This window comes from Actinoallomurus oryzae, from assembly GCF_039541955.1.
Lineage (GTDB): Bacteria > Actinomycetota > Actinomycetes > Streptosporangiales > Streptosporangiaceae > Actinoallomurus > Actinoallomurus oryzae.
Genome location: NZ_BAABHF010000040.1, coordinates 78,644 through 95,251 on the forward strand (window position 1 = coordinate 78,644; position 16,608 = coordinate 95,251).

Here is a 16,608-nt window from a genome sequence, read left to right on the forward strand (position 1 = left end):
AGAGTGAGCAGACCAGGCTTCGTACTCGACGTGGATGAGCGGACACCACCGCTGCTCATGCACCAGGGTGAGGGCTTCCGGCTGGAGCGGCTGCCGCTCGGGGCGAAGGTCATCTACCCGCCGGACTCCCTGCCCGGGATCCGGAACGTCGACGCCGCCATCAAGCACGCGCTGCTCAACCCGCACGGCACCGAGCCGCTGCCCGAGCTCCTCACGCCCGGGATGCGGCTGACCATCGTCTTCGATGACCTGTCGCTGCCGCTGCCGCCGATGCAGACGCCGGACGTCCGGCAGCGCATCATCGAGCAGGTGCTGGAGATGGCCGCGGCCAAGGGCGTGGACGACGTCGAGCTGATCGCGGGCAACGCCCTGCACCGCCGGATGACCCCGGCCGAGCTGCGGCGCACCGTCGGCGACCGCGTCTTCCAGGCGTTCTTCCCCGACCACCTGAAGAACCATGACGCGGAGGACCACGACAACCTCCTGCACATGGGCAAGACCAAGCACGGCGAGGACGTCGAGATCAACCGCCGGGCCGCGGAGAGCGACCTGATCGTCTACGTCAACATCACGCTGACGGCGATGAGCGGCGGCGCGAAGTCGGTGTCGGTCGGGCTGGCGAGCTACAAGAGCCTCAAGCACCACCACAACGTGCACACGCTGCGGCACTCGAACTCCTTCAACGACCCGCCGAACTCCGCGATGCACCACTCGTACGAGCGGATGAAGGGCCTGATCGACGAGCACGTCAAGGTCTTCACGATCGAGACGACGCTCAACAACGAGACGTTCCCGTCCTCGATGGGCTTCCTCAACAAGCGCGAGTGGGAGTGGAACGTCCGCGACCAGGCGTCGTACGTCGCGGTGAAGCGGGCCAACGAGCTGCTGCCGGCCAAGACCCGGCGGCGCATCTGGCAGTCGACCGCCGCGCCGTACGGGGTGACGGGCGTCCACGCGGGCCTGCAGTCCGAGGTGCACCCGATCACGCTGAGCAACGTGCACCGCCAGCAGCTCACCGAGGTGAACGGCCAGTCCGACGTCGCGATCTACGGGCTCCCCTACATCTGCCCGTACAACGTCAACTCCGTGATGAACCCGATCCTGGTGATGTCGCTCGGGCTCGGCTACTTCTTCAACCTGTACAAGAACAAGCCGATCGTCCGGCAGGGCGGTGTGGCGATCTTCTACCACCCGGTGCCGAACGAGTTCCACCCGGTGCACCACCCGAGCTACATCGACTTCTTCGAGGAGATCCTCACCGAGAGCACCGACCCGGTGCTGCTGGAGACCAAGTACGAGGAGCAGTTCGCCACCGACCCCTGGTACATCCAGCTCTACCGGAACAGCTACGCGTACCACGGCGTGCACCCGTTCTACATGTGGTACTGGGGCGCCCACGCGCTGGAGCACCTCGGTGACGTGATCTTCGTGGGCGGCAACCGGAAGACCACCGCGCGCATGGGCTTCCGCTCCGCGACGACGCTCGCGGACGCCCTGGAGATGGCCAAGGACACGGTCGGCTCCAGCCCGTCGATCACCTATCAGCACGCCCCGCCGCTGACCCTGGCGGACGTCCGATGAGCCGGGAGCGAACCCGCCGCGGCGCGATCTCGGCGCGTCTCCAGCACGAGCGGCCGGCGTACGGGGTGAGCGACCGATGAGCATCCGCAGAGAGGTCAAGCTGCTGCGGCACGGGCGGGACTGGCGCGGCCGTTCCACGGTGCCCAAGTCGGCGCAGCCGCACGAGCTGGAGCATGAGGAGCGGGAGTTCCCGACCGCGTGGGCCCGTACCCGCACGGCCGTCCGGGCCCGTGCGGGCCTGCGCCGGACGCTGCTCAAGCCGGTCGTGTGGAGCCAGACGACGCCGGTGGTCGAGGGCACCGAGTACCTCGACGGGGTGCGCGGCCCGGTGGTCTTCGTGGCCAACCACACCAGCCATCTGGACACCCCGCTGATCCTCGGCTCGCTGCCGGAGCGGTTCGCCGACCGGGTCGCGGTGGGCGCGGCGTCGGACTACTTCTTCGACGTCCGCTGGCGCGCGACCCTGACCGCGATCTTCTTCAACGCGTTCCCGGTCGAGCGCTACGGTTCGCGGCGGCTGCGCAGCCTCGCCCTCGACCTGGTGGACGAGGGCTGGAGCCTGCTGCTCTACCCCGAGGGCACGCGCTCGGAGGACGGCTGGATGAACCCCTTCAAGCTCGGCGCCTCGGCGCTGTGCGTGACGAAGGGCATCCCGTGCGTGCCGATCGCGCTGCGCGGCTCGTACGCCGCGATGCCCCGGGGCCGCAACTGGCCGCAGCCGGGCAAGCCGCGGGTGACCGTCCGCTACGGCCGTCCGCTCGTGCCGGAGGAGGGCGAGGACGTCCGCGCCTTCCGGGTGCGGATGGCGAAGGCGGTCAGCCAGCTCGCGGCCGAGGAAGACCTGGGCTGGTACGGCGCGCTGCGCGCGGCGGCGGACGACCGGCTGGAGGTCCCGGGCGGCGCCCGTTCGGTCCGGCCGGGCGCGCTGGCGCGGGAGGAGCCCACGGCGGAGCGGGCCGGGGAGTCCAAGGCGGGCAAGAACGGCAAGACCGGCGCGGGGGCGGGCGAGCAGGTGGCGCACTGGCGCCGCATCTGGTCCTCGACCGAGCCGCTGGGTGAGAAGCGCCGCAAGGTCTGGCGCGACTGAACCCCTAGCCGACCACGCACAGGAGCGTCCCCGCACGGGGGCGCTCCTGTCGCGTTTCGCCGGGCCCCCGGCTCACCGTCCGGCCACACGCCAGCGCCCTGTCCTGGGCCGGGAGGACCCGGCGGACCCGGAGTGCTTCGAGCCGACCGTCAGGCCGCCTGGCCGGTGGGCATGATGGTGACCTGCTGGAGGTTCGCCCTCGGCGGCAGCGCGGCGAGGAAGCCGATGGTCTCCGCGACGTCCTGTGGAGCGAGCCACTCCATCGTCTCCCTCGAACCGTTCAGCCACTCCAGGGCGCCCTCGTCGGTCACGTGGCTCTGCAGTTCGGTGCCGACGATGCCCGGCTCGATCGCCGAGACCCGGACGTTCTTCGGCCCCAGCTCGACCCGAAGGTGCCGGGACAGCTGCGTGACGTAGGCCTTGGTCGCGGAGTAGACGGCGAAGTTGGGAAAGATGTTCCGCGCCGCGATCGACGACGTGTTGATCAGGTCGGCCACGCCCAGCCGGGCCGCGGACGCGACCAGTTGCGGGACGAACGCCCCGATGACGTTCATCAGTCCGGTGATGTTCAGGTCGATCTGGTGCCGCCACTGGTCGGTGCGCAGTTCCTCGACGGGCGCGGGCAGCATCACTCCGGCGTTGTTCAACAGCAGGCCGGCGGCGCCGAGCTCCGCCTCCACCCGTTCGGCCGCCGCACGGACCGCCTCCGCGTCGGTCACGTCGGCCGCCACCGCCAGCGCGGTGCCACCACGCGCACCGATCCTGGCGACCAGGTCCTCGAGCCGCTCGGCCCGGCGCGCGAGCACGGCGACCTTCGCACCGAGCACCGCCAGCCGTTCCGCCGACGCCTCGCCGATTCCGCTGGACGCCCCGGTGACCACCGCCACCCGGCCGGACAGGGGCGTGGACTCCTTCGACATGTGCTGTACCTCCGGTAGAAGTCGTGTTCGCGGGGCGACCGTCGCGGTCCGGTGACCGGCGGTTCCCCGCGCTCCTCAACTCCACCACCTCCGGAGGCCTCGTCACGGCGGCACAGCATGCCCTGACCAGGCGGGTAACGCCGAAACAGGTACCGGCAGGACCACCTCCGCGGGCCGGTCACCCAACGCTCACGGCCACACTGGGGGTATGGACCGCACCTCGGAGATCGCCGGTTTCCTCCGCTCACGCCGGGCCCGGATCACCCCCGACCGAGCGGGGCTACCGGCCGACGCCCGTCCACGGCGCGTGCCGGGGCTCCGCAGGGACGAGGTCGCCCGGCTGGCCGGCATCAGCACCGAGTACTACACGCGGCTGGAGCAGGGCCGGGCCGCGAACCCCTCCCCCGAGGTCCTGAACGCTCTGGCCCGCGCCCTCGAACTGGACGAGGCCGAACGCGAGCACCTCACCGACCTGTGCTCCCGCCCGGCTCCGGCGCGCCGCGGCGCCTCGGGCGGCCCGCAGCGCGTCCGCCCCGGCCTGCACCTGACGCTCCAGACCCTCGACCGGGTGCCGGCCTTCGTCCTCGGCCGGCGGACCGACGTCCTGGCCGCCAACCGGCTCGCCCGGGCGATCCTCACCGACTTCGACGCCCTGCCGGTCCCCCAGCGGAACCTCGCCCGTTTCTACCTCCTGGACCCCGCCGCGCGGGAACGGGTGGTCGACTGGGAACAACTTGCCGCCGAGACCGTCGCGATGCTGCGTCTGGAGGCCGGCCGCCACCCCGGCGACCGCCGGCTCGCCGACCTCATCGGCGAGCTCACCGTGCGCTCGCCCGAGTTCACCACCTGGTGGAACGACCACCGGGTGCTTCGGCGCACCCACGGCACCAAGCGCTACCGCCACCCGCTGGCCGGCGACCTCGTCTTCTCCTACGAGTCGTTCCAACCGGCCGGCGACGTCGAGCAGACGCTCTGCGTCTACAACGTCGAGCCGAACTCGCCGACCGCAGAGGCGATCCGCCTGCTCGACAGCTGGACGGCGCCCACCCGGCCCGCCCCGGCCTGAGCACCTCCCTGGACGAGGGCCGGCGCCTGCCGCTCCGCCCCGAGGGCCCGCGCTCGGCGTCGGGGGAACCGGGTTGCCAGGCTCGACGCGACTGTTCTATAACTCTCTCATGAGTTCTATAACAGTTGCCTCAGAGGCCGACCAGGCCGTCGGACGGTTCGGCGGCTACGGCGGGCGATACGTACCGGAGTCCCTGATCCCCGCCTGCCAGGCGGTGGCGGACGCGTTCGCCCAGGCATGGGCCGATCCCGGGTTCCGGGGCAGCCTCGCCCGGTTGCTCTCGGTCTACGCGGGCCGCCCCACCCCGCTGACGCCCGCCCTGCGGCTGTCGGCCGAACTCGGCGTGACCGTTCTGCTCAAACGGGAAGATCTGACGCACACCGGCTCCCACAAGATCAACAATGTGATGGGGCAGGCGATGCTGGCCCGGCGTATGGGGCGTACGCGGCTGATCGCCGAGACCGGCGCGGGCATGCACGGCGTCGCCACTGCGACGGCGGGCGCCCTGCTGGGGCTCCCCGTGAAGGTCTTCATGGGCGAGCGGGACGTGGAACGCCAGGCGCACAACGTGTTCCGGATGCGGCTGCTGGGCGCCGAGGTCGTCCCGGTGGCCACTGGCAGCCGCACGCTCAAGGACGCCACCAGCGCGGCGATGCGCGACTGGGTCGCCGACGCCGACGAGGCGTACTACTGCGTGGGTTCGGTCATCGGCCCGCACCCCTACCCGACGATGGTGCGCGAGTTCCAGCGCGTCATCGGTGACGAGGCCCGGCGGCAGTGCGCGACCGAACTGCCCGCCGCCGTCCCCGACTACGTCGTCGCCTGCGTCGGCGGGGGCAGCAACGCGGCGGGCACCTTCGCGGGCTTCGTCGACACGGACGCGAAGCTCGTCGGCGTCGAGGCCGAAGGCGGTTCCGGCGCCGCCAACGGCGAGATCGGCGTGCTCCACGGCTTCCAGTCGCTGTTCCTCCAGGACGAACACGGGCAGATCAGGGAGGCGCACTCGATCGCGGCCGGGCTGGACTACCCCGGCGTCGGCCCCGAGCACGCGTACCTGCGGGATCTGGGGCGCGCCCGCTACGTCACGGTCGCCGACGCGGAAGCGATCGCGGCAGCCGTGCGGCTCGCCCGGACGGAGGGAATACCGCCCGCGATCGAGTCGGCGCACGCCCTGGCCTGGGTGATCGACGCCGCCGGGACATCGGTCCTGCCCAGCGGCTCGACCGTCCTCGTCACGCTCTCCGGGCGCGGCGACAAGGACCTCACCACCCTCATGACGGAGGCGGAGCTGTGACGAAGCTGCTGATGCCCTACATCACCGCCGGGGTCAGGCCGGACTGGACCGCCTATCTGACCGCGTTCGAGGACGCCGGGGCGGACCTGATCGAGGTCGGGCTGCCGTTCTCCGACCCCACGGTGGACGGCCCGACGATCCAGGAGGCGTCGGACGCGGCGCTCGCCCGGGGCGCCACCCCCGCGTCCGTCCTGGCGGAGCTGGCCACGATCTCCGCCGGCATCCCGCTCGTCGCGAGCACGTACGCCAACATCGCGCTGCGGCCGGGATTCGCCGGCGCCCTCCACGCCGCCGGGGTCACCGGGCTGATCGTTCCCGATCTGCCGCTCGACGAGCTGGCCGGGCTGAGCGCAGCGGGCATCGAGGTCAGCCTGCTCGCCTCGCCCGCGACGCCGGACGACCGCCTCGCCGAGATCGGCCGGCGCAGCCAGGGCTTCGTGTACGCGGTCTCGGTCATGGGCACGACCGGCGAACGCGACCGGCTCGCCCCGTCCGCCGCGGCCCTCGCCGCCCGGGTCAAGGAGGTCACCGACCTGCCGGTCCTTCTGGGCTTCGGGATCTCCACGCCCGAACAGGCGGCCGAGGCGGCGGTGGTCGCCGACGGCGTCATCGTCGGCGCGGCCGTCATGCGCCGTATCCTCGACGGTGCCGGCCCCGCCGAGGTCGGCGCGTTCGTGGCGTCACTGCGGGCCGCGCTTTCGGGGCCGATCGCCGTACGATGATCGTCGCCGGCGACGATCGAGGCGCGCGGCCCGAGGGCGATGAGGAGGGAGCAGCATGGCACGCTACCGGGCCATCGCCGCCGACCTCGCCGCGAAGATCCGCGACGGCCACTACGCCCCCGGCGAGGCGCTGCCCGCACAGCGCGAGCTGAGCGCCGCGTACGGCGTCACCTTGATGACGCTGCGCCAGGCGCTGCGGGAGCTGGGCGACGAGGGGTTGATCGTCCAGCGCCCCGGCAAGGGCACCTTCGTCACGCCGCCCCATTTGGCGTACCAGCTGGGATCTTTGCGGAGCTTCGCCGACGACCTGCGCGAGCAAGGTCACGAGGTCCGCACCATCGTGGTCGCGCGTGCGCGGCTCCGCGTGCCCGCGCGCGTCGCGGCGCGGCTGCGGGTCCGCGAGACCGAGACCGGTCTGCGGCTGGAGCGGGTTCGCGCCTTCGCCGGCCGCCGGGCGATTCATCAGGTCTCCTGGGTGCGCGAGCCGCACGCGGACCTGCTGGGTGACGTGGATTTCACCACCACGTCGTTGTACGCGGCCCTGGCCGACGTGGGTGTCGTGGTGGCCCGGGCATCGGAGACGATCCGGCCCGATGTACTCGACGCGCACATGGCCCGGCACCTGGACGAGGACGAGGGCGCGCCGGTGCTGGTCAGCGACCGGATCACCTACGGGCCGGACGGAACGGCCCTGGTGGCGGACAGGGCGACGATCCTCGGCAGCATGATGCAGATCACCGCCGATCGTGCCGCCACCGGGCTGTCCCTTCGCTGGGGGGCGATCCCTTCACAGGCGTAGGACCGACCCCTCCGGCCGCGGCCTGAGCGCGTCATGGACGTCCGCAGAGCACACCGGCGATAAGCCCCTGTTCTGGCAGAATCCGGCCATGACTGTATTGGCGCTCGTGGCCGGTCTCGTCCTGCTCGTCGGGATCATCTCGGTGGGCCTTGCCCGGGGAGGGAGAGGGCAGGCGGCGCCCGGGGCGCACCCGCCCATGGCGCTGCCGGCCGACCTGCAGGTACGCGTGCGGGCGCTGCTCGGGGAGAACAAGCCGGTCCTGGCCGTCAAGGAGGTCCGGCAGGCCACGGGCCTGGGTCTCGTCGACGCCAAGCGGATCGTCGACGCGCTCAAGAGCGGCCCGCTGCCCGAGCCCCTGCCGTACGCTCCGGGCGGCCAGGGCAGCGTCGCCGACCGGGCGCGGACCATGCGGGACGCCGGCGACCTCCCGGGCGCGGTCTCGCTCGTCCAGACCGAGACCGGGATGTCCGCGGCGGACGCGGAGCGCTTCGTCTCGACCCTGAGTTAGTTCGAGGCGAGCAGGTCGGTGACGGCCTGGAGCACGGCGTCGGGGCGTTCCTCGTGGAGCCAGCCGTGGCCGGCGTCCTCGAGGACGCGGTGCTCACCGCGCGGGACCGAGGCGGCCAGTTCCGCGTGCAGGGCGCGCTTGCCGTCGTTGATCTCCCGGAGCAGGTCCTCCGGCCACAGGTGGGCCTGGACGGCGTCGCGCCCCATCGCGCTCAGCACGATCGTCGGCACGTCGGGCAGGCCCGGCCCGCTCCGGAGCTCGGCGGACACCTCGTCGTAGAGGTTGCCGTCCTCCTGCCAGGCGGTCCGCCAGGACCCGAGGTGGTGTTCGGCGAGCGGGACCCGGACGTCGTCCGGCCACGCTTCGAAGAAGGCGAGGAGCTGCCCGCGTGCGGCGTCGAGCTGCTCTCGTGACGGCTCGGGCAGCTCGCGGCTCTTCATTTCGGCCAGCAGGTCGAGCACCCGCCGGGGCGCGCGGGTGACCATGTCCTCGTGGAAGGGATCCAGCAGGAGCAGCCCGGCCACCGCGTCGGGGAAGCGCTGGGCGAAGTGACGCGCGTACGCCCCGCCCAGCGAGTGCCCGGCGAGCAGGTACGGCTCCGGCACGCCGGCGACGGTGAGCAGGTCGCGCAGCTCGTCGGTCACCTCGGCGGCGGAGCGGGGCAGCTCCGCCGGGTCGCTCCAGCCGGTGCCGGCCCGGTCGTACAGCACGCTGGTGGTCAGCTCGGCGATGCGGTCGTGCAGGTTGAGGTAGTCGAGGCCGACCAGGCCCGACCCCGGCAGCAGCACCACCGCCGGGCCTCCGGTGCCGGAACGGTGCAGCATCAGCCGCCGCCCGCCGACGGTGTGGCGGTGTCCCCTCGGTGGCGCGGTCCGGCTCTCCGGTGACGTACGCGGCATCGCACCCTCCGTTATTCTCATGTTTGAGAAAGGTATCAGACATGAGAACATAGGGCCATGGACGCCGTGGAGCTGCTGCTGCATCCCGTACGGCTGCGGGTCGTGCACGCGATGTCCGGCGGCCGGACACTGACGACGTCACAGCTGTGCGACCTGCTGCCCGACGTCTCCAAGGCGACGGTCTACCGGCACGTCGGCCTGCTGGCCGACGGGGGCCTGCTCGAGGTCGCGGACGAACACCGGACGCGCGGCGCGGTCGAACGCCGTTACCGGCTGCACCGGGCGCGGGCGACCGTCGACGCCGAGACGGCCGCGTCGGTGTCGGTGGAGGACCATCGCCGGGTGTTCGCCGTGGCCATGGCCACGCTGCTCGCGGAGTACAACGCCTACCTCGACCGCGACGACGCCGATCCCGCCGCCGACCTCGTGGGCTACCGGCAGCACGCGATCTGGCTCAGCGACGAGGAGCGCGCCCAGCTGATCGGCGAACTGCGTGCGGTGATCGCACCCCGGATGGCCAACGCGCCGTCGCCGGAGCGCACCCGGCACCTGCTCAGCCCGATCCTGTTCCCGTCGGGGGAGTCCCCCGCGCGTGCGCCGGACGAGCGGTGACGCGCCGATCCCGCCGTCGGCGAGCGGCCGGGGGCCCGCGGGCCCCCGGCCGCGCCGTCAGGCCAGGCTGTTGCGCAGGTTGGTGACGCGGCTGCGCGCGGCGTCGAAGGCGCTCTGGCCGAGCGTGCCGGACCGCAGCGCGTCGGCCAGGCCGGTGACCGCACTCTGGCCGTACGTCGGGCTCTCCCCGCACACGAGCAGCAGGTCCATGCCCGCCTTGGCGGCGGCGACCGCGCGCTGCGCCGTCGTGCCGAAGTTCGCCAGACCGCCGGCGGTGAGCGAGTCGGTGATGGTGACGCCCGTGTACCCGAGGCGTCCGCGCAGCTCGTTCTGGACGATGGTCGACGACAGCCCGGCCGGGTAGTCCGGGTCGAGGGCCGGATAGGTGGCCCAGGACAGCATGACGAGCTTGACGCCCGCGCTGATCGCCGGTTGGTACGGCGCCTCATCGACCGAGCGCAGTGTGGACGCGGAGGCGGTGAGCGTGACGGGTACGGAGTCGGTGTTCTGGTTCTTGGACGCCGAGCCGAGGCCCGGGAAGTGCTTGGCCGTCGCCGCCACCTTGTGCCGCTGCTGCGCGGTGATGAACGCGCTGCCGAGCTCACCGCACACGGCCGGATCCTTGCTGTACGAGCGGCCGTACTGGTCCTCGAAGTCGCCGGTCTTGCGGTACACGTCGAGCACCGGGGCGAGGTTGACGTTCATGCCGACGCTCGCGAGAAGCGCGCCGGCCTCGTCCCCGGCGCTGGTCGCCGCCGAGAGCGGGTCGGACGACTGGCCGATCTGCTTCTCCGACATCGCCGGCCCGCCGGGCAGGCGGCGCACCTGGCCGCCCTCCTGGTCGGTCATCAGCAGCAGCGGCGCGCCGACCGGGCTGGCGGCGTTGGCCTCGTTCAGCTGCTCACAGACCGAGGCGATCTGGTCGAGGCTCGAGATGTTGTCGCCGAAGAAGATCACGCCCGCGGCCCGGCCGCCGGAGATCGCGTCCAGCAGCGACTGCGGGACGGTCGTGCCCGAGTAGGAGTAGATGACCCGCTGCCCGGCCTGCTGCTCCGGCGTCAGGGCGGCGGGCCGTACGGTGTTCCGCCCGGCAGCCCGCGCGGTCCCGGCCAGGCCGGCCGTCGCGAAGGCCGCGCCGGCGCCGGCGAGCAGGGCGTTGCGCCGGGTGATCGAGTGTTCGTTCATCTGGTGTCCGCGCACGGGTCTCCGGCCGCCGCCGGAGGGTGCGCTGCCTCTCTTCCTGGGTGATGCCGCCGAGGCGGCGGTGCGGGGGCTCCGGCTCGCGCCGGAGGTCAGGGGAGGATGCGTCCCGCCGGGCGTGCCCGGCACGCCCGGCGGGACCGAAACCGGTCCGGCGGGTCAACCGTTCGCGAGGGCCTTGACGCGCGAGTAGTCGCCGTTGAAGTAGTCCTGGTCTCCGGGGAAGACGCCGGAGTCGGCGTACTGCCAGATGGTCTGGAAGCCCCAGTTGTAGGGCATCGGGCCCGGTGAGCCGTTGTAGTTGGCGAGCATCAGCGGGTTGGTGGAGGAGAAGTCGCCGGTGTTGCCGGTGCACTGGCTCCACCAGCTGGTCGCGGTGTAGATGACCGGCCAGCGGCTGGTCTTCGCGTGGTACTCGTTGCTGAACGAGAGGATCCAGTTCACCATCCCGGCGGCGGACAGGCCGTAGCAGGCGGCGCCGTAGGGGTTCCACTCCATGTCGAGCATGCCGGGGAAGGTCATGCCGTCCTTGGACCAGCCGCCTCCGTGCGCGACGAAGTAGTCGGCCTGGGCGGCACCGGACGAGGTGTCGGGCGTGGCGAAGTGGTACGCGCCGTGCACGATGCCCGCGTAGTACGCGCCGGTGTACTGCTGGGAGAAATACGGGTTGGTGTAGGTCGTCGACTCGGTCGCCTTGACGTAGGCGAACCGGGCGCCGTTCGCCGCCACCGAGGCCCAGTCGACGTTGCCCTGCCAGCCGCTCACATCGAGGCCGGGGGTCTGGACGACGTTCGGCCGGATGAGCATCCGGCCGGAGCCCGGCTCGTGCTTGGCCACCTGCGAACCCAGCCAGTCACGTTCGGGATGGGTGATCGGGTCGGCGGAGGCGCCGGCGGGCCGGGCGGTCGCCAGGAGCGCGCCGCACAGCAGGGCCGCCGCGGACAGGGCGGTGAGACGCGATCTGCGCGCCGTCTGAGATGAGCGCTTGCGTAGTGCCACGTGATCCTCCAAGGAGGGGGAGACCTGGGGACTGTCGTGCACTCCCGCGGGCCATGCGTTCGCGCCGGCGGTCGCGGCGGCAGGGAACCGCGGGGGATCGGCGGGGCTTCTCCTTCCGGGTCGGCGTGGATACCCATTAGTAGGTAGATATCTTCCGCGTCCGCATTAGAAAAGGTGGAAAAGTATCCCGACCGCGCCGGTGGAACCGGCGAATTCCCCGCTCTTCCCAGCTCAGGAGTGCGGAGAGCACCGGAACGGGCGGAGGAGATTGGCCGGATCCGGCAACCCCTCGCCCCGATGAAGGCTCTCGCGCGTCGGCCACCCCTGTGCGATCAGTGGACGCCGCAGACGGAATCGGACCTCACGCGCCGACCACTCCCCCATCAGGGAGACAGGCCGCCGCGCGGTCAGCGGACGCCGCGGGGGCGGAACTGGATGCTGATCCGCGGGCCGGCCGGGCGGGCGGTCTTGGGTACGGCGTGCTCCCAGGTGCGCTGGCAGCTGCCGCCCATGACGAGGAGGTCGCCATGACCGAGGTCGTGGCGCAGCGTTGGACCGCCGCCGCGCGGGCGCAGCAGCAGGCTGCGCGGCGCGCCGACCGAGACGATCGCGACCATGGTGTCCTCACGGCGTCCGCGCCCGATGCGGTCGCCGTGCCAGGCGACGCTGTCGGCGCCGTCGCGGTAGAGGCAGAGCCCCGCGGTGCGGAACGGCTCGCCGAGCTCGCGCGCGTAGTGCGCGGTCAGCGCGTCGCGCGCCTCGCGCAGGATCGGCTTGGGCAGCTCCTCGTCCTCGCCGTAGAACTTCAGCAGGCGCGGGACGTCCACGACGCGGTCGTACATGTGCCGCCGCTCGGCGTGCCACGGCACGGCGCGGACGAGGCGGTCGAACAGGACGTCGGAGCCGGTCACCCAGCCCGGCCGCAGGTCGATCCACGCTCCGCGGTCGAGCACCGTGCGCCGCACCGACGAGCCGAGCGCGCCGAGCTCGATCTCGTCGCCGCAGTCCAGCAGGGACCCCTGGAGCGCAAGCGTCATGACCTCAGTCTACGCGACGAGTTCAAACACATGTTCGATCATGCTCGCGGCGGAAGCACGTTCGGCCGAAGCCCCGTGAGCGTGACTCCCAGCGCTGGTCGGCCAGACCGAGAAGGCCACCGAGGCGATGGCCGCCACGGCCGGCGCGCGGCGACGCGGGTCAAGGCGCCGGATGACCCGTCCGGCGGCGCACGGCGGCGAGGAGCATGCCCGCTGCCGCCGCCCCGGTGGTGAGCAGGAAGGCCACGCGGAACCGCGCGTCGTCCGGCGACGGGCCGAGCGCGAGTGTCAGCACGGCGACGGTGAGCGCGCCGGCGAGGTACTGCGAGGTCGTCAGCAGCGCGCCCGCCGTGCCCTGGTGCTCCGGCGGCACGTCGTGGGTGCCGATGATGAACATCCCGGTGTAGATGACTCCGTGCCCGAAACCGCTGATCAGCAGGCCGGGCAGCAGGTCGGCGGCGTACGAGGAACCGCCCAGGCTGAGCGCCAGCCACAGCAGGCCGGCGGTGGCGATGGCGAACCCGCCGACGAGAACGCCGTCCGGTCCGATCCGCCGTACGGCACGGCCCACGACGGCGTTGCCGGCGGTCACCATCGCGGCCATCGGCAGGAACGCGGCGCCCGCCTCGAGCGGCGAGTAGCCCTTCGTCGTCTGCAGCAGCAGGGTGAGCAGGTAGAACTCCGAACCGACGCTGGCCATGTACAGCGCGGTCGCCGCCGCGCCGGACCGCAGCGAGCGCGTGCGCCGCAGGACGTGCTCGATCAGGACGTTGGGCGAGGTCCGCTCGTTGCGGACGAACACCGCGAACAACGCGACCGCCAGGCCGAGACAGACGAGCGTCGGCGCGGAGCCCCAGCCGCGGTCGGAGCCGAGGCTGAGGCCGATGACGAGGGTGAGCACGGTGCCGGTGCCGACCACGGAGGCGAGCATTGGAATACGGCCGGTCGGCAGGTGGCCCCGGCCGGTCCCGACCCAGACGGCGGCGCCGAGCGCGCACAGGAGGGTGAGGGGCACGTTGACGACGAAGGTGAGCCGCCACGACGCCGTCGTCAGCAGGCCGCCGAGGACGGCCCCGGCGGCCAGGCCCGACGCCCCGACCGAACCCCAGACCACCAGCGCGCGGCTGCGCTGCGGACCCGCGGGGAAGGTCGTGCCGATGAGCCCGAGGACCGCGGGTTGCAGCAGTGCCGCGCCGAGGCCCTGCACGCCGCGCGCGGCCAGCAGCACGACGCCGTCCTCGGCCGCGCCCCCGATCGCGCTGGCGACGCCGAAGGTGACGATCGCGCCGATGAAGAGCCGGGCCGGGCCGACACGGTCGGCCAGCCGTCCGCCGACGACGAGGAAGCCGGCGAACAGCACCGCGTAGGCGCTGACCACCCACTGCGCGAGCGCCGAGTCGAACCCGAGGTCGGCGGCGATGCTCGGCAGGGCGATGTAGATGATCGAGTAGTCGAGGGCGATGAGGAACTGCGCCACCGACAGTACGGCCAGGGTCGCGGGTCGGCGTACGGTCGCGGACGCCGCCGGCGCGGTCACAACAGTCACGAAGTCTCCGTCTTCGGGAGAGGCATGGATGCCGCCGAGAGTACGGGCGGGCATGCACGGATCGTCCACCGCCGATGCCCGACGGCACTGACCCGGCCGGTTCCGGCCGCCGACGGCGCCCCTCCTCTTCGCTGCGGCGAGGTGGAGGACCATGCTCGAACGTTCACACTAGTGTGAAGGCAAGACGTCCACCGGGAGGCAGCGTGAGGATCGGTCGGCTGGCCGAGCGGACGGGAGTCCCCCCACGCCTGCTGCGGTACTACGAGGAGCAGGGCCTGCTGACGCCCGGGCGCCTGCCGAACGGCTACCGCGACTACGGTGAGCACCTGGTCGGCCGGGTGGCGCAGATCCGCGGGCTGCTCGACGCCGGGCTGACGACGAGCATCATCCGCCAGATCCTCCCGTGCCTGGACGACCCGTGCACGATCCACGTACGCGACGCGGACCCGGACCTCATCGCCGCCCTCGAGCACCAGCGCGAGCAGATGGACGCCAAGATCGCCTGCCTGACGAGAAACCGCGACGCCATCAGCACCTACCTCGACGCCCTACGCCGGCACGGCTCAGGAGACGATGAGCGTCCATAGCCGGGACGCCATGCCGGAGACGCGGATGTCGAGACGGTGTTTCCCCGGCGCGAGTCCCGGATCGATCAGCACCCACCAACCGTCGTCGGCGACCCGCTCACCGCGCTTGAACTCCACCGGCCCCTCACGAAGTCCCTCTTCCACGCATCGACCGATGCGCAGCCCACGGCGACACGTCGCGCCGGTCGTGCCGTTTTCCGCTGTGACACCCGTATTCGCAGCGGAATTCGGCGTAGGTCTCTGCAAACGGCTCTTTCGGGAGTACTCTCCAGGAAACAAACAGGAAGGTTTCCTAAGAGAAGGTTGAGAGAACGCTTCCACCCCCGGTTGGTCCCCGCCAGGACTGCGGGCCGGTCCGTACGTTCAACCCCCCGAAGGAGAAGCGACCATGCGATGGAAGGCAGGCACGACCGGACGGCGGCGTGGGCTCCTCGCCGCCGCGACCGCCGCGGTCGGCGCGGCCGCCCTGGCGCTCGGCACGGCCTCGGCCGTCTCCGGTGCGACCGCCGCGTCCGCGAGTGAGCAGGCAGCCCCCGCCGCGCTCGGTGGCAACTGGTACGGCGCGGCGCCGTACGTCATGCCGTTCGACAACAGCCCGCCCGACCTCGGCCCGGTGATGAGCGCGACCGGGCAGAAGTCGTTCCAGCTCGCGTTCATCCTCGCCCCGAACGGCGGCGGGTGCAGCCCGACCTGGGACGGCACCCACCCCGTCTCCTCCGACACGCAGGCCAAGTCGGTGATCGACGGGATCCGGGCGGCCGGCGGCGACGTGACCGTCTCGGCCGGCGGCTACGGCGGCACCAAGCTCGGCCAGACCTGCGGCGACCCGTCCTCGACCGCGGCGGCGTACCAGCAGGTGATCAGCAAGTACGCGCTCAAGGCGATCGACTTCGACCTGGAGGAGCCGGAGTACGAGAACGCGACGGCGATCCACAACGAGATCGGCGCGGCCAAGATCCTGCAACAGAACAACCCCGGCCTGTACGTCTCGGTCACCACGGCCGGCACGACCGGCGGCGAGGGCACGGGCTGGTTCGGCAAGCAGATGCTGGCCGAGGCCAAGAGCCAGGGCTTCACCCCCGCCAACTACGCGATCATGCCGTTCGACGGCGGGTTCAACGGCTCGGCGGCGCAGATCAGCGCGCTGGAGGGCTTCCACTCGACGCTGATGAGCACGTTCGGCTGGAGCAGCGCCACCGCGTACGCCCACGAGGGCGTGTCGCTGATGAACGGACGCTCCGACACCGGCGAGTACTTCCGGCAGGCCGACTTCCAGGCGGTGCTGGACTACGCCACCTCACACGGCCTGTCGCGCTTCACCTTCTGGTCGGTGAACCGGGACCGGCAGTGCAGCCCGCCGGACAACAACGGGCAGACCTCCGGCACCTGCTCCAGCGTCACGCAGGGCGCCTGGGACTTCACCAAGTTCACCGCGGCGTTCGGCGGCGCGCCGGCCTCTCCCCCGCCCACCGACCCCGCGCCGGGCGCGTGCACGGCGCCCGCCTGGAACGCCACGAGCGTCTACACGGGCGGCATGGAGGTGACCTACTCCAAGCACACGTACAAGGCCAAGTGGTGGACCCAGGGCGAGACGCCGGGCACGGCCGACGTCTGGTCCGATGAGGGCCCCTGCACCTGACACCGTGCCGAAAACCCGGCGGCCGGTGGGACGTCTTCCATCGGCCGCCGGGTTTTCGGCGTGTGTCGACCTGAATGTGTGCTTTCATGCTGAACGCCGCAGTACTTCGAGC

17 protein-coding genes are annotated in these 16,608 nt (G+C 71.8%); 10 read left to right on the forward strand and 7 right to left on the reverse strand.

Annotated elements, in window-relative coordinates:
• Positions 1 to 3 precede the first annotated feature (3 nt).
• Both larAH and ABEA10_RS32325 read left to right on the forward strand, forming a co-directional pair.
• On the forward strand, positions 4 to 1,581 hold the full coding sequence (gene larAH, locus ABEA10_RS32320) for an NPN-dependent hydroxyacid isomerase, LarAH14/15/16 family (RefSeq protein ID WP_345470393.1): 1,578 nt from the start codon (positions 4 to 6) through the stop codon (positions 1,579 to 1,581).
• 76 nt (positions 1,582 to 1,657) lie between these two features.
• The gene (locus ABEA10_RS32325) at positions 1,658 to 2,668 is read left to right on the forward strand and encodes a lysophospholipid acyltransferase family protein (protein ID WP_345470395.1); all 1,011 of its coding nucleotides are present in this window, start codon (positions 1,658 to 1,660) and stop codon (positions 2,666 to 2,668) included.
• A 149-nt stretch (positions 2,669 to 2,817) separates the two neighbouring features.
• On the opposite strand, the gene ABEA10_RS32330 is transcribed toward ABEA10_RS32325, so the two are convergent.
• A complete protein-coding gene (locus tag ABEA10_RS32330) occupies positions 2,818 to 3,588 on the reverse strand; it encodes an SDR family oxidoreductase (protein WP_345470397.1) in 771 nt (256 codons plus the stop codon).
• 208 nt (positions 3,589 to 3,796) lie between these two features.
• Between ABEA10_RS32330 and ABEA10_RS32335 the strand changes: the two genes are divergently transcribed.
• The 5 genes from ABEA10_RS32335 to ABEA10_RS32355 all read left to right on the forward strand — a co-directional run bounded on the left by ABEA10_RS32335 (position 3,797) and on the right by ABEA10_RS32355 (position 7,977).
• Complete coding sequence (locus ABEA10_RS32335; protein WP_345470398.1) at positions 3,797 to 4,654, forward strand: helix-turn-helix domain-containing protein; 858 nt, start codon at positions 3,797 to 3,799, stop codon at positions 4,652 to 4,654.
• Positions 4,655 to 4,763: 109 nt separating this feature from the next.
• Positions 4,764 to 5,948, forward strand: coding sequence for a tryptophan synthase subunit beta (trpB, locus tag ABEA10_RS32340; protein WP_345470399.1), 1,185 nt, complete (start codon positions 4,764 to 4,766; stop codon positions 5,946 to 5,948).
• Positions 5,945 to 6,670, forward strand: a complete 726-nt coding sequence (gene trpA, locus ABEA10_RS32345) for a tryptophan synthase subunit alpha (RefSeq protein ID WP_345470401.1) — start codon at positions 5,945 to 5,947, stop codon at positions 6,668 to 6,670. The genes trpB and trpA overlap by 4 nt, the downstream gene beginning before the upstream one ends.
• Positions 6,671 to 6,725: 55 nt before the next feature.
• Complete coding sequence (locus tag ABEA10_RS32350) at positions 6,726 to 7,469, forward strand: GntR family transcriptional regulator (RefSeq protein WP_345470403.1); 744 nt, start codon at positions 6,726 to 6,728, stop codon at positions 7,467 to 7,469.
• Positions 7,470 to 7,557: 88 nt separating this feature from the next.
• A complete protein-coding gene (locus ABEA10_RS32355) occupies positions 7,558 to 7,977 on the forward strand; it encodes a hypothetical protein (protein WP_345470405.1) in 420 nt (139 codons plus the stop codon).
• On the opposite strand, the gene ABEA10_RS32360 is transcribed toward ABEA10_RS32355, so the two are convergent.
• Positions 7,974 to 8,876 (reverse strand): alpha/beta fold hydrolase, encoded by a 903-nt coding sequence (locus ABEA10_RS32360; protein ID WP_345470407.1) that lies wholly within the window; start codon positions 8,874 to 8,876, stop codon positions 7,974 to 7,976. The genes ABEA10_RS32355 and ABEA10_RS32360 overlap by 4 nt on opposite strands.
• Before the next feature lie 57 nt (positions 8,877 to 8,933).
• Between ABEA10_RS32360 and ABEA10_RS32365 the strand changes: the two genes are divergently transcribed.
• The gene (locus ABEA10_RS32365; RefSeq protein WP_345470409.1) at positions 8,934 to 9,488 is read left to right on the forward strand and encodes a helix-turn-helix domain-containing protein; all 555 of its coding nucleotides are present in this window, start codon (positions 8,934 to 8,936) and stop codon (positions 9,486 to 9,488) included.
• Positions 9,489 to 9,545: 57 nt separating this feature from the next.
• Here ABEA10_RS32365 and ABEA10_RS32370 read toward each other — a convergent pair whose 3' ends face one another.
• From ABEA10_RS32370 to ABEA10_RS32385, 4 genes are all read right to left on the reverse strand, one after another.
• Positions 9,546 to 10,673 carry a glycoside hydrolase family 3 N-terminal domain-containing protein gene (locus ABEA10_RS32370; RefSeq protein WP_345470411.1) on the reverse strand — a complete coding sequence of 376 codons (1,128 nt, stop codon included), beginning with the start codon at positions 10,671 to 10,673 and terminating at the stop codon, positions 9,546 to 9,548.
• Positions 10,674 to 10,847: 174 nt separating this feature from the next.
• On the reverse strand, positions 10,848 to 11,687 hold the full coding sequence (locus tag ABEA10_RS32375; RefSeq protein ID WP_345470413.1) for a lysozyme: 840 nt from the start codon (positions 11,685 to 11,687) through the stop codon (positions 10,848 to 10,850).
• Between the two features lie 407 nt (positions 11,688 to 12,094).
• Positions 12,095 to 12,724 carry an alpha-ketoglutarate-dependent dioxygenase AlkB gene (locus ABEA10_RS32380; RefSeq protein ID WP_345470415.1) on the reverse strand — a complete coding sequence of 210 codons (630 nt, stop codon included), beginning with the start codon at positions 12,722 to 12,724 and terminating at the stop codon, positions 12,095 to 12,097.
• Between the two features lie 160 nt (positions 12,725 to 12,884).
• Complete coding sequence (locus ABEA10_RS32385; RefSeq protein ID WP_345470417.1) at positions 12,885 to 14,270, reverse strand: MFS transporter; 1,386 nt, start codon at positions 14,268 to 14,270, stop codon at positions 12,885 to 12,887.
• A 203-nt stretch (positions 14,271 to 14,473) separates the two neighbouring features.
• Between ABEA10_RS32385 and ABEA10_RS32390 the strand changes: the two genes are divergently transcribed.
• Positions 14,474 to 14,857, forward strand: coding sequence for a MerR family transcriptional regulator (locus ABEA10_RS32390; protein WP_345470419.1), 384 nt, complete (start codon positions 14,474 to 14,476; stop codon positions 14,855 to 14,857).
• Here ABEA10_RS32390 and ABEA10_RS32395 read toward each other — a convergent pair.
• Positions 14,834 to 15,001, reverse strand: coding sequence for a hypothetical protein (locus ABEA10_RS32395; RefSeq protein ID WP_345470420.1), 168 nt, complete (start codon positions 14,999 to 15,001; stop codon positions 14,834 to 14,836). The genes ABEA10_RS32390 and ABEA10_RS32395 overlap by 24 nt on opposite strands.
• A gap of 244 nt (positions 15,002 to 15,245) precedes the next feature.
• Between ABEA10_RS32395 and ABEA10_RS32400 the strand changes: the two genes are divergently transcribed.
• Positions 15,246 to 16,496, forward strand: coding sequence for a carbohydrate-binding protein (locus tag ABEA10_RS32400; RefSeq protein WP_345470422.1), 1,251 nt, complete (start codon positions 15,246 to 15,248; stop codon positions 16,494 to 16,496).
• Positions 16,497 to 16,608 lie beyond the last annotated feature (112 nt).

What these genes read in the sequence shown, in the direction of transcription:
- ABEA10_RS32330 (WP_345470397.1), bottom strand. Translation starts at nt 3,588, where the DNA reads ATGTCGAAGGAGTCCACGCCCCTGTCCGGCCGGGTGGCGGTGGTCACC.
- ABEA10_RS32400 (WP_345470422.1), top strand. Translation starts at nt 15,246, where the DNA reads ATGCGATGGAAGGCAGGCACGACCGGACGGCGGCGTGGGCTCCTCGCC.
- ABEA10_RS32360 (WP_345470407.1), bottom strand. Translation starts at nt 8,876, where the DNA reads ATGCCGCGTACGTCACCGGAGAGCCGGACCGCGCCACCGAGGGGACAC.
- ABEA10_RS32355 (WP_345470405.1), top strand. Translation starts at nt 7,558, where the DNA reads ATGACTGTATTGGCGCTCGTGGCCGGTCTCGTCCTGCTCGTCGGGATC.
- trpB (WP_345470399.1), top strand. Translation starts at nt 4,764, where the DNA reads ATGAGTTCTATAACAGTTGCCTCAGAGGCCGACCAGGCCGTCGGACGG.
- ABEA10_RS32350 (WP_345470403.1), top strand. Translation starts at nt 6,726, where the DNA reads ATGGCACGCTACCGGGCCATCGCCGCCGACCTCGCCGCGAAGATCCGC.
- ABEA10_RS32365 (WP_345470409.1), top strand. Translation starts at nt 8,934, where the DNA reads ATGGACGCCGTGGAGCTGCTGCTGCATCCCGTACGGCTGCGGGTCGTG.
- ABEA10_RS32380 (WP_345470415.1), bottom strand. Translation starts at nt 12,724, where the DNA reads ATGACGCTTGCGCTCCAGGGGTCCCTGCTGGACTGCGGCGACGAGATC.
- ABEA10_RS32325 (WP_345470395.1), top strand. Translation starts at nt 1,658, where the DNA reads ATGAGCATCCGCAGAGAGGTCAAGCTGCTGCGGCACGGGCGGGACTGG.
- ABEA10_RS32335 (WP_345470398.1), top strand. Translation starts at nt 3,797, where the DNA reads ATGGACCGCACCTCGGAGATCGCCGGTTTCCTCCGCTCACGCCGGGCC.
- ABEA10_RS32370 (WP_345470411.1), bottom strand. Translation starts at nt 10,673, where the DNA reads ATGAACGAACACTCGATCACCCGGCGCAACGCCCTGCTCGCCGGCGCC.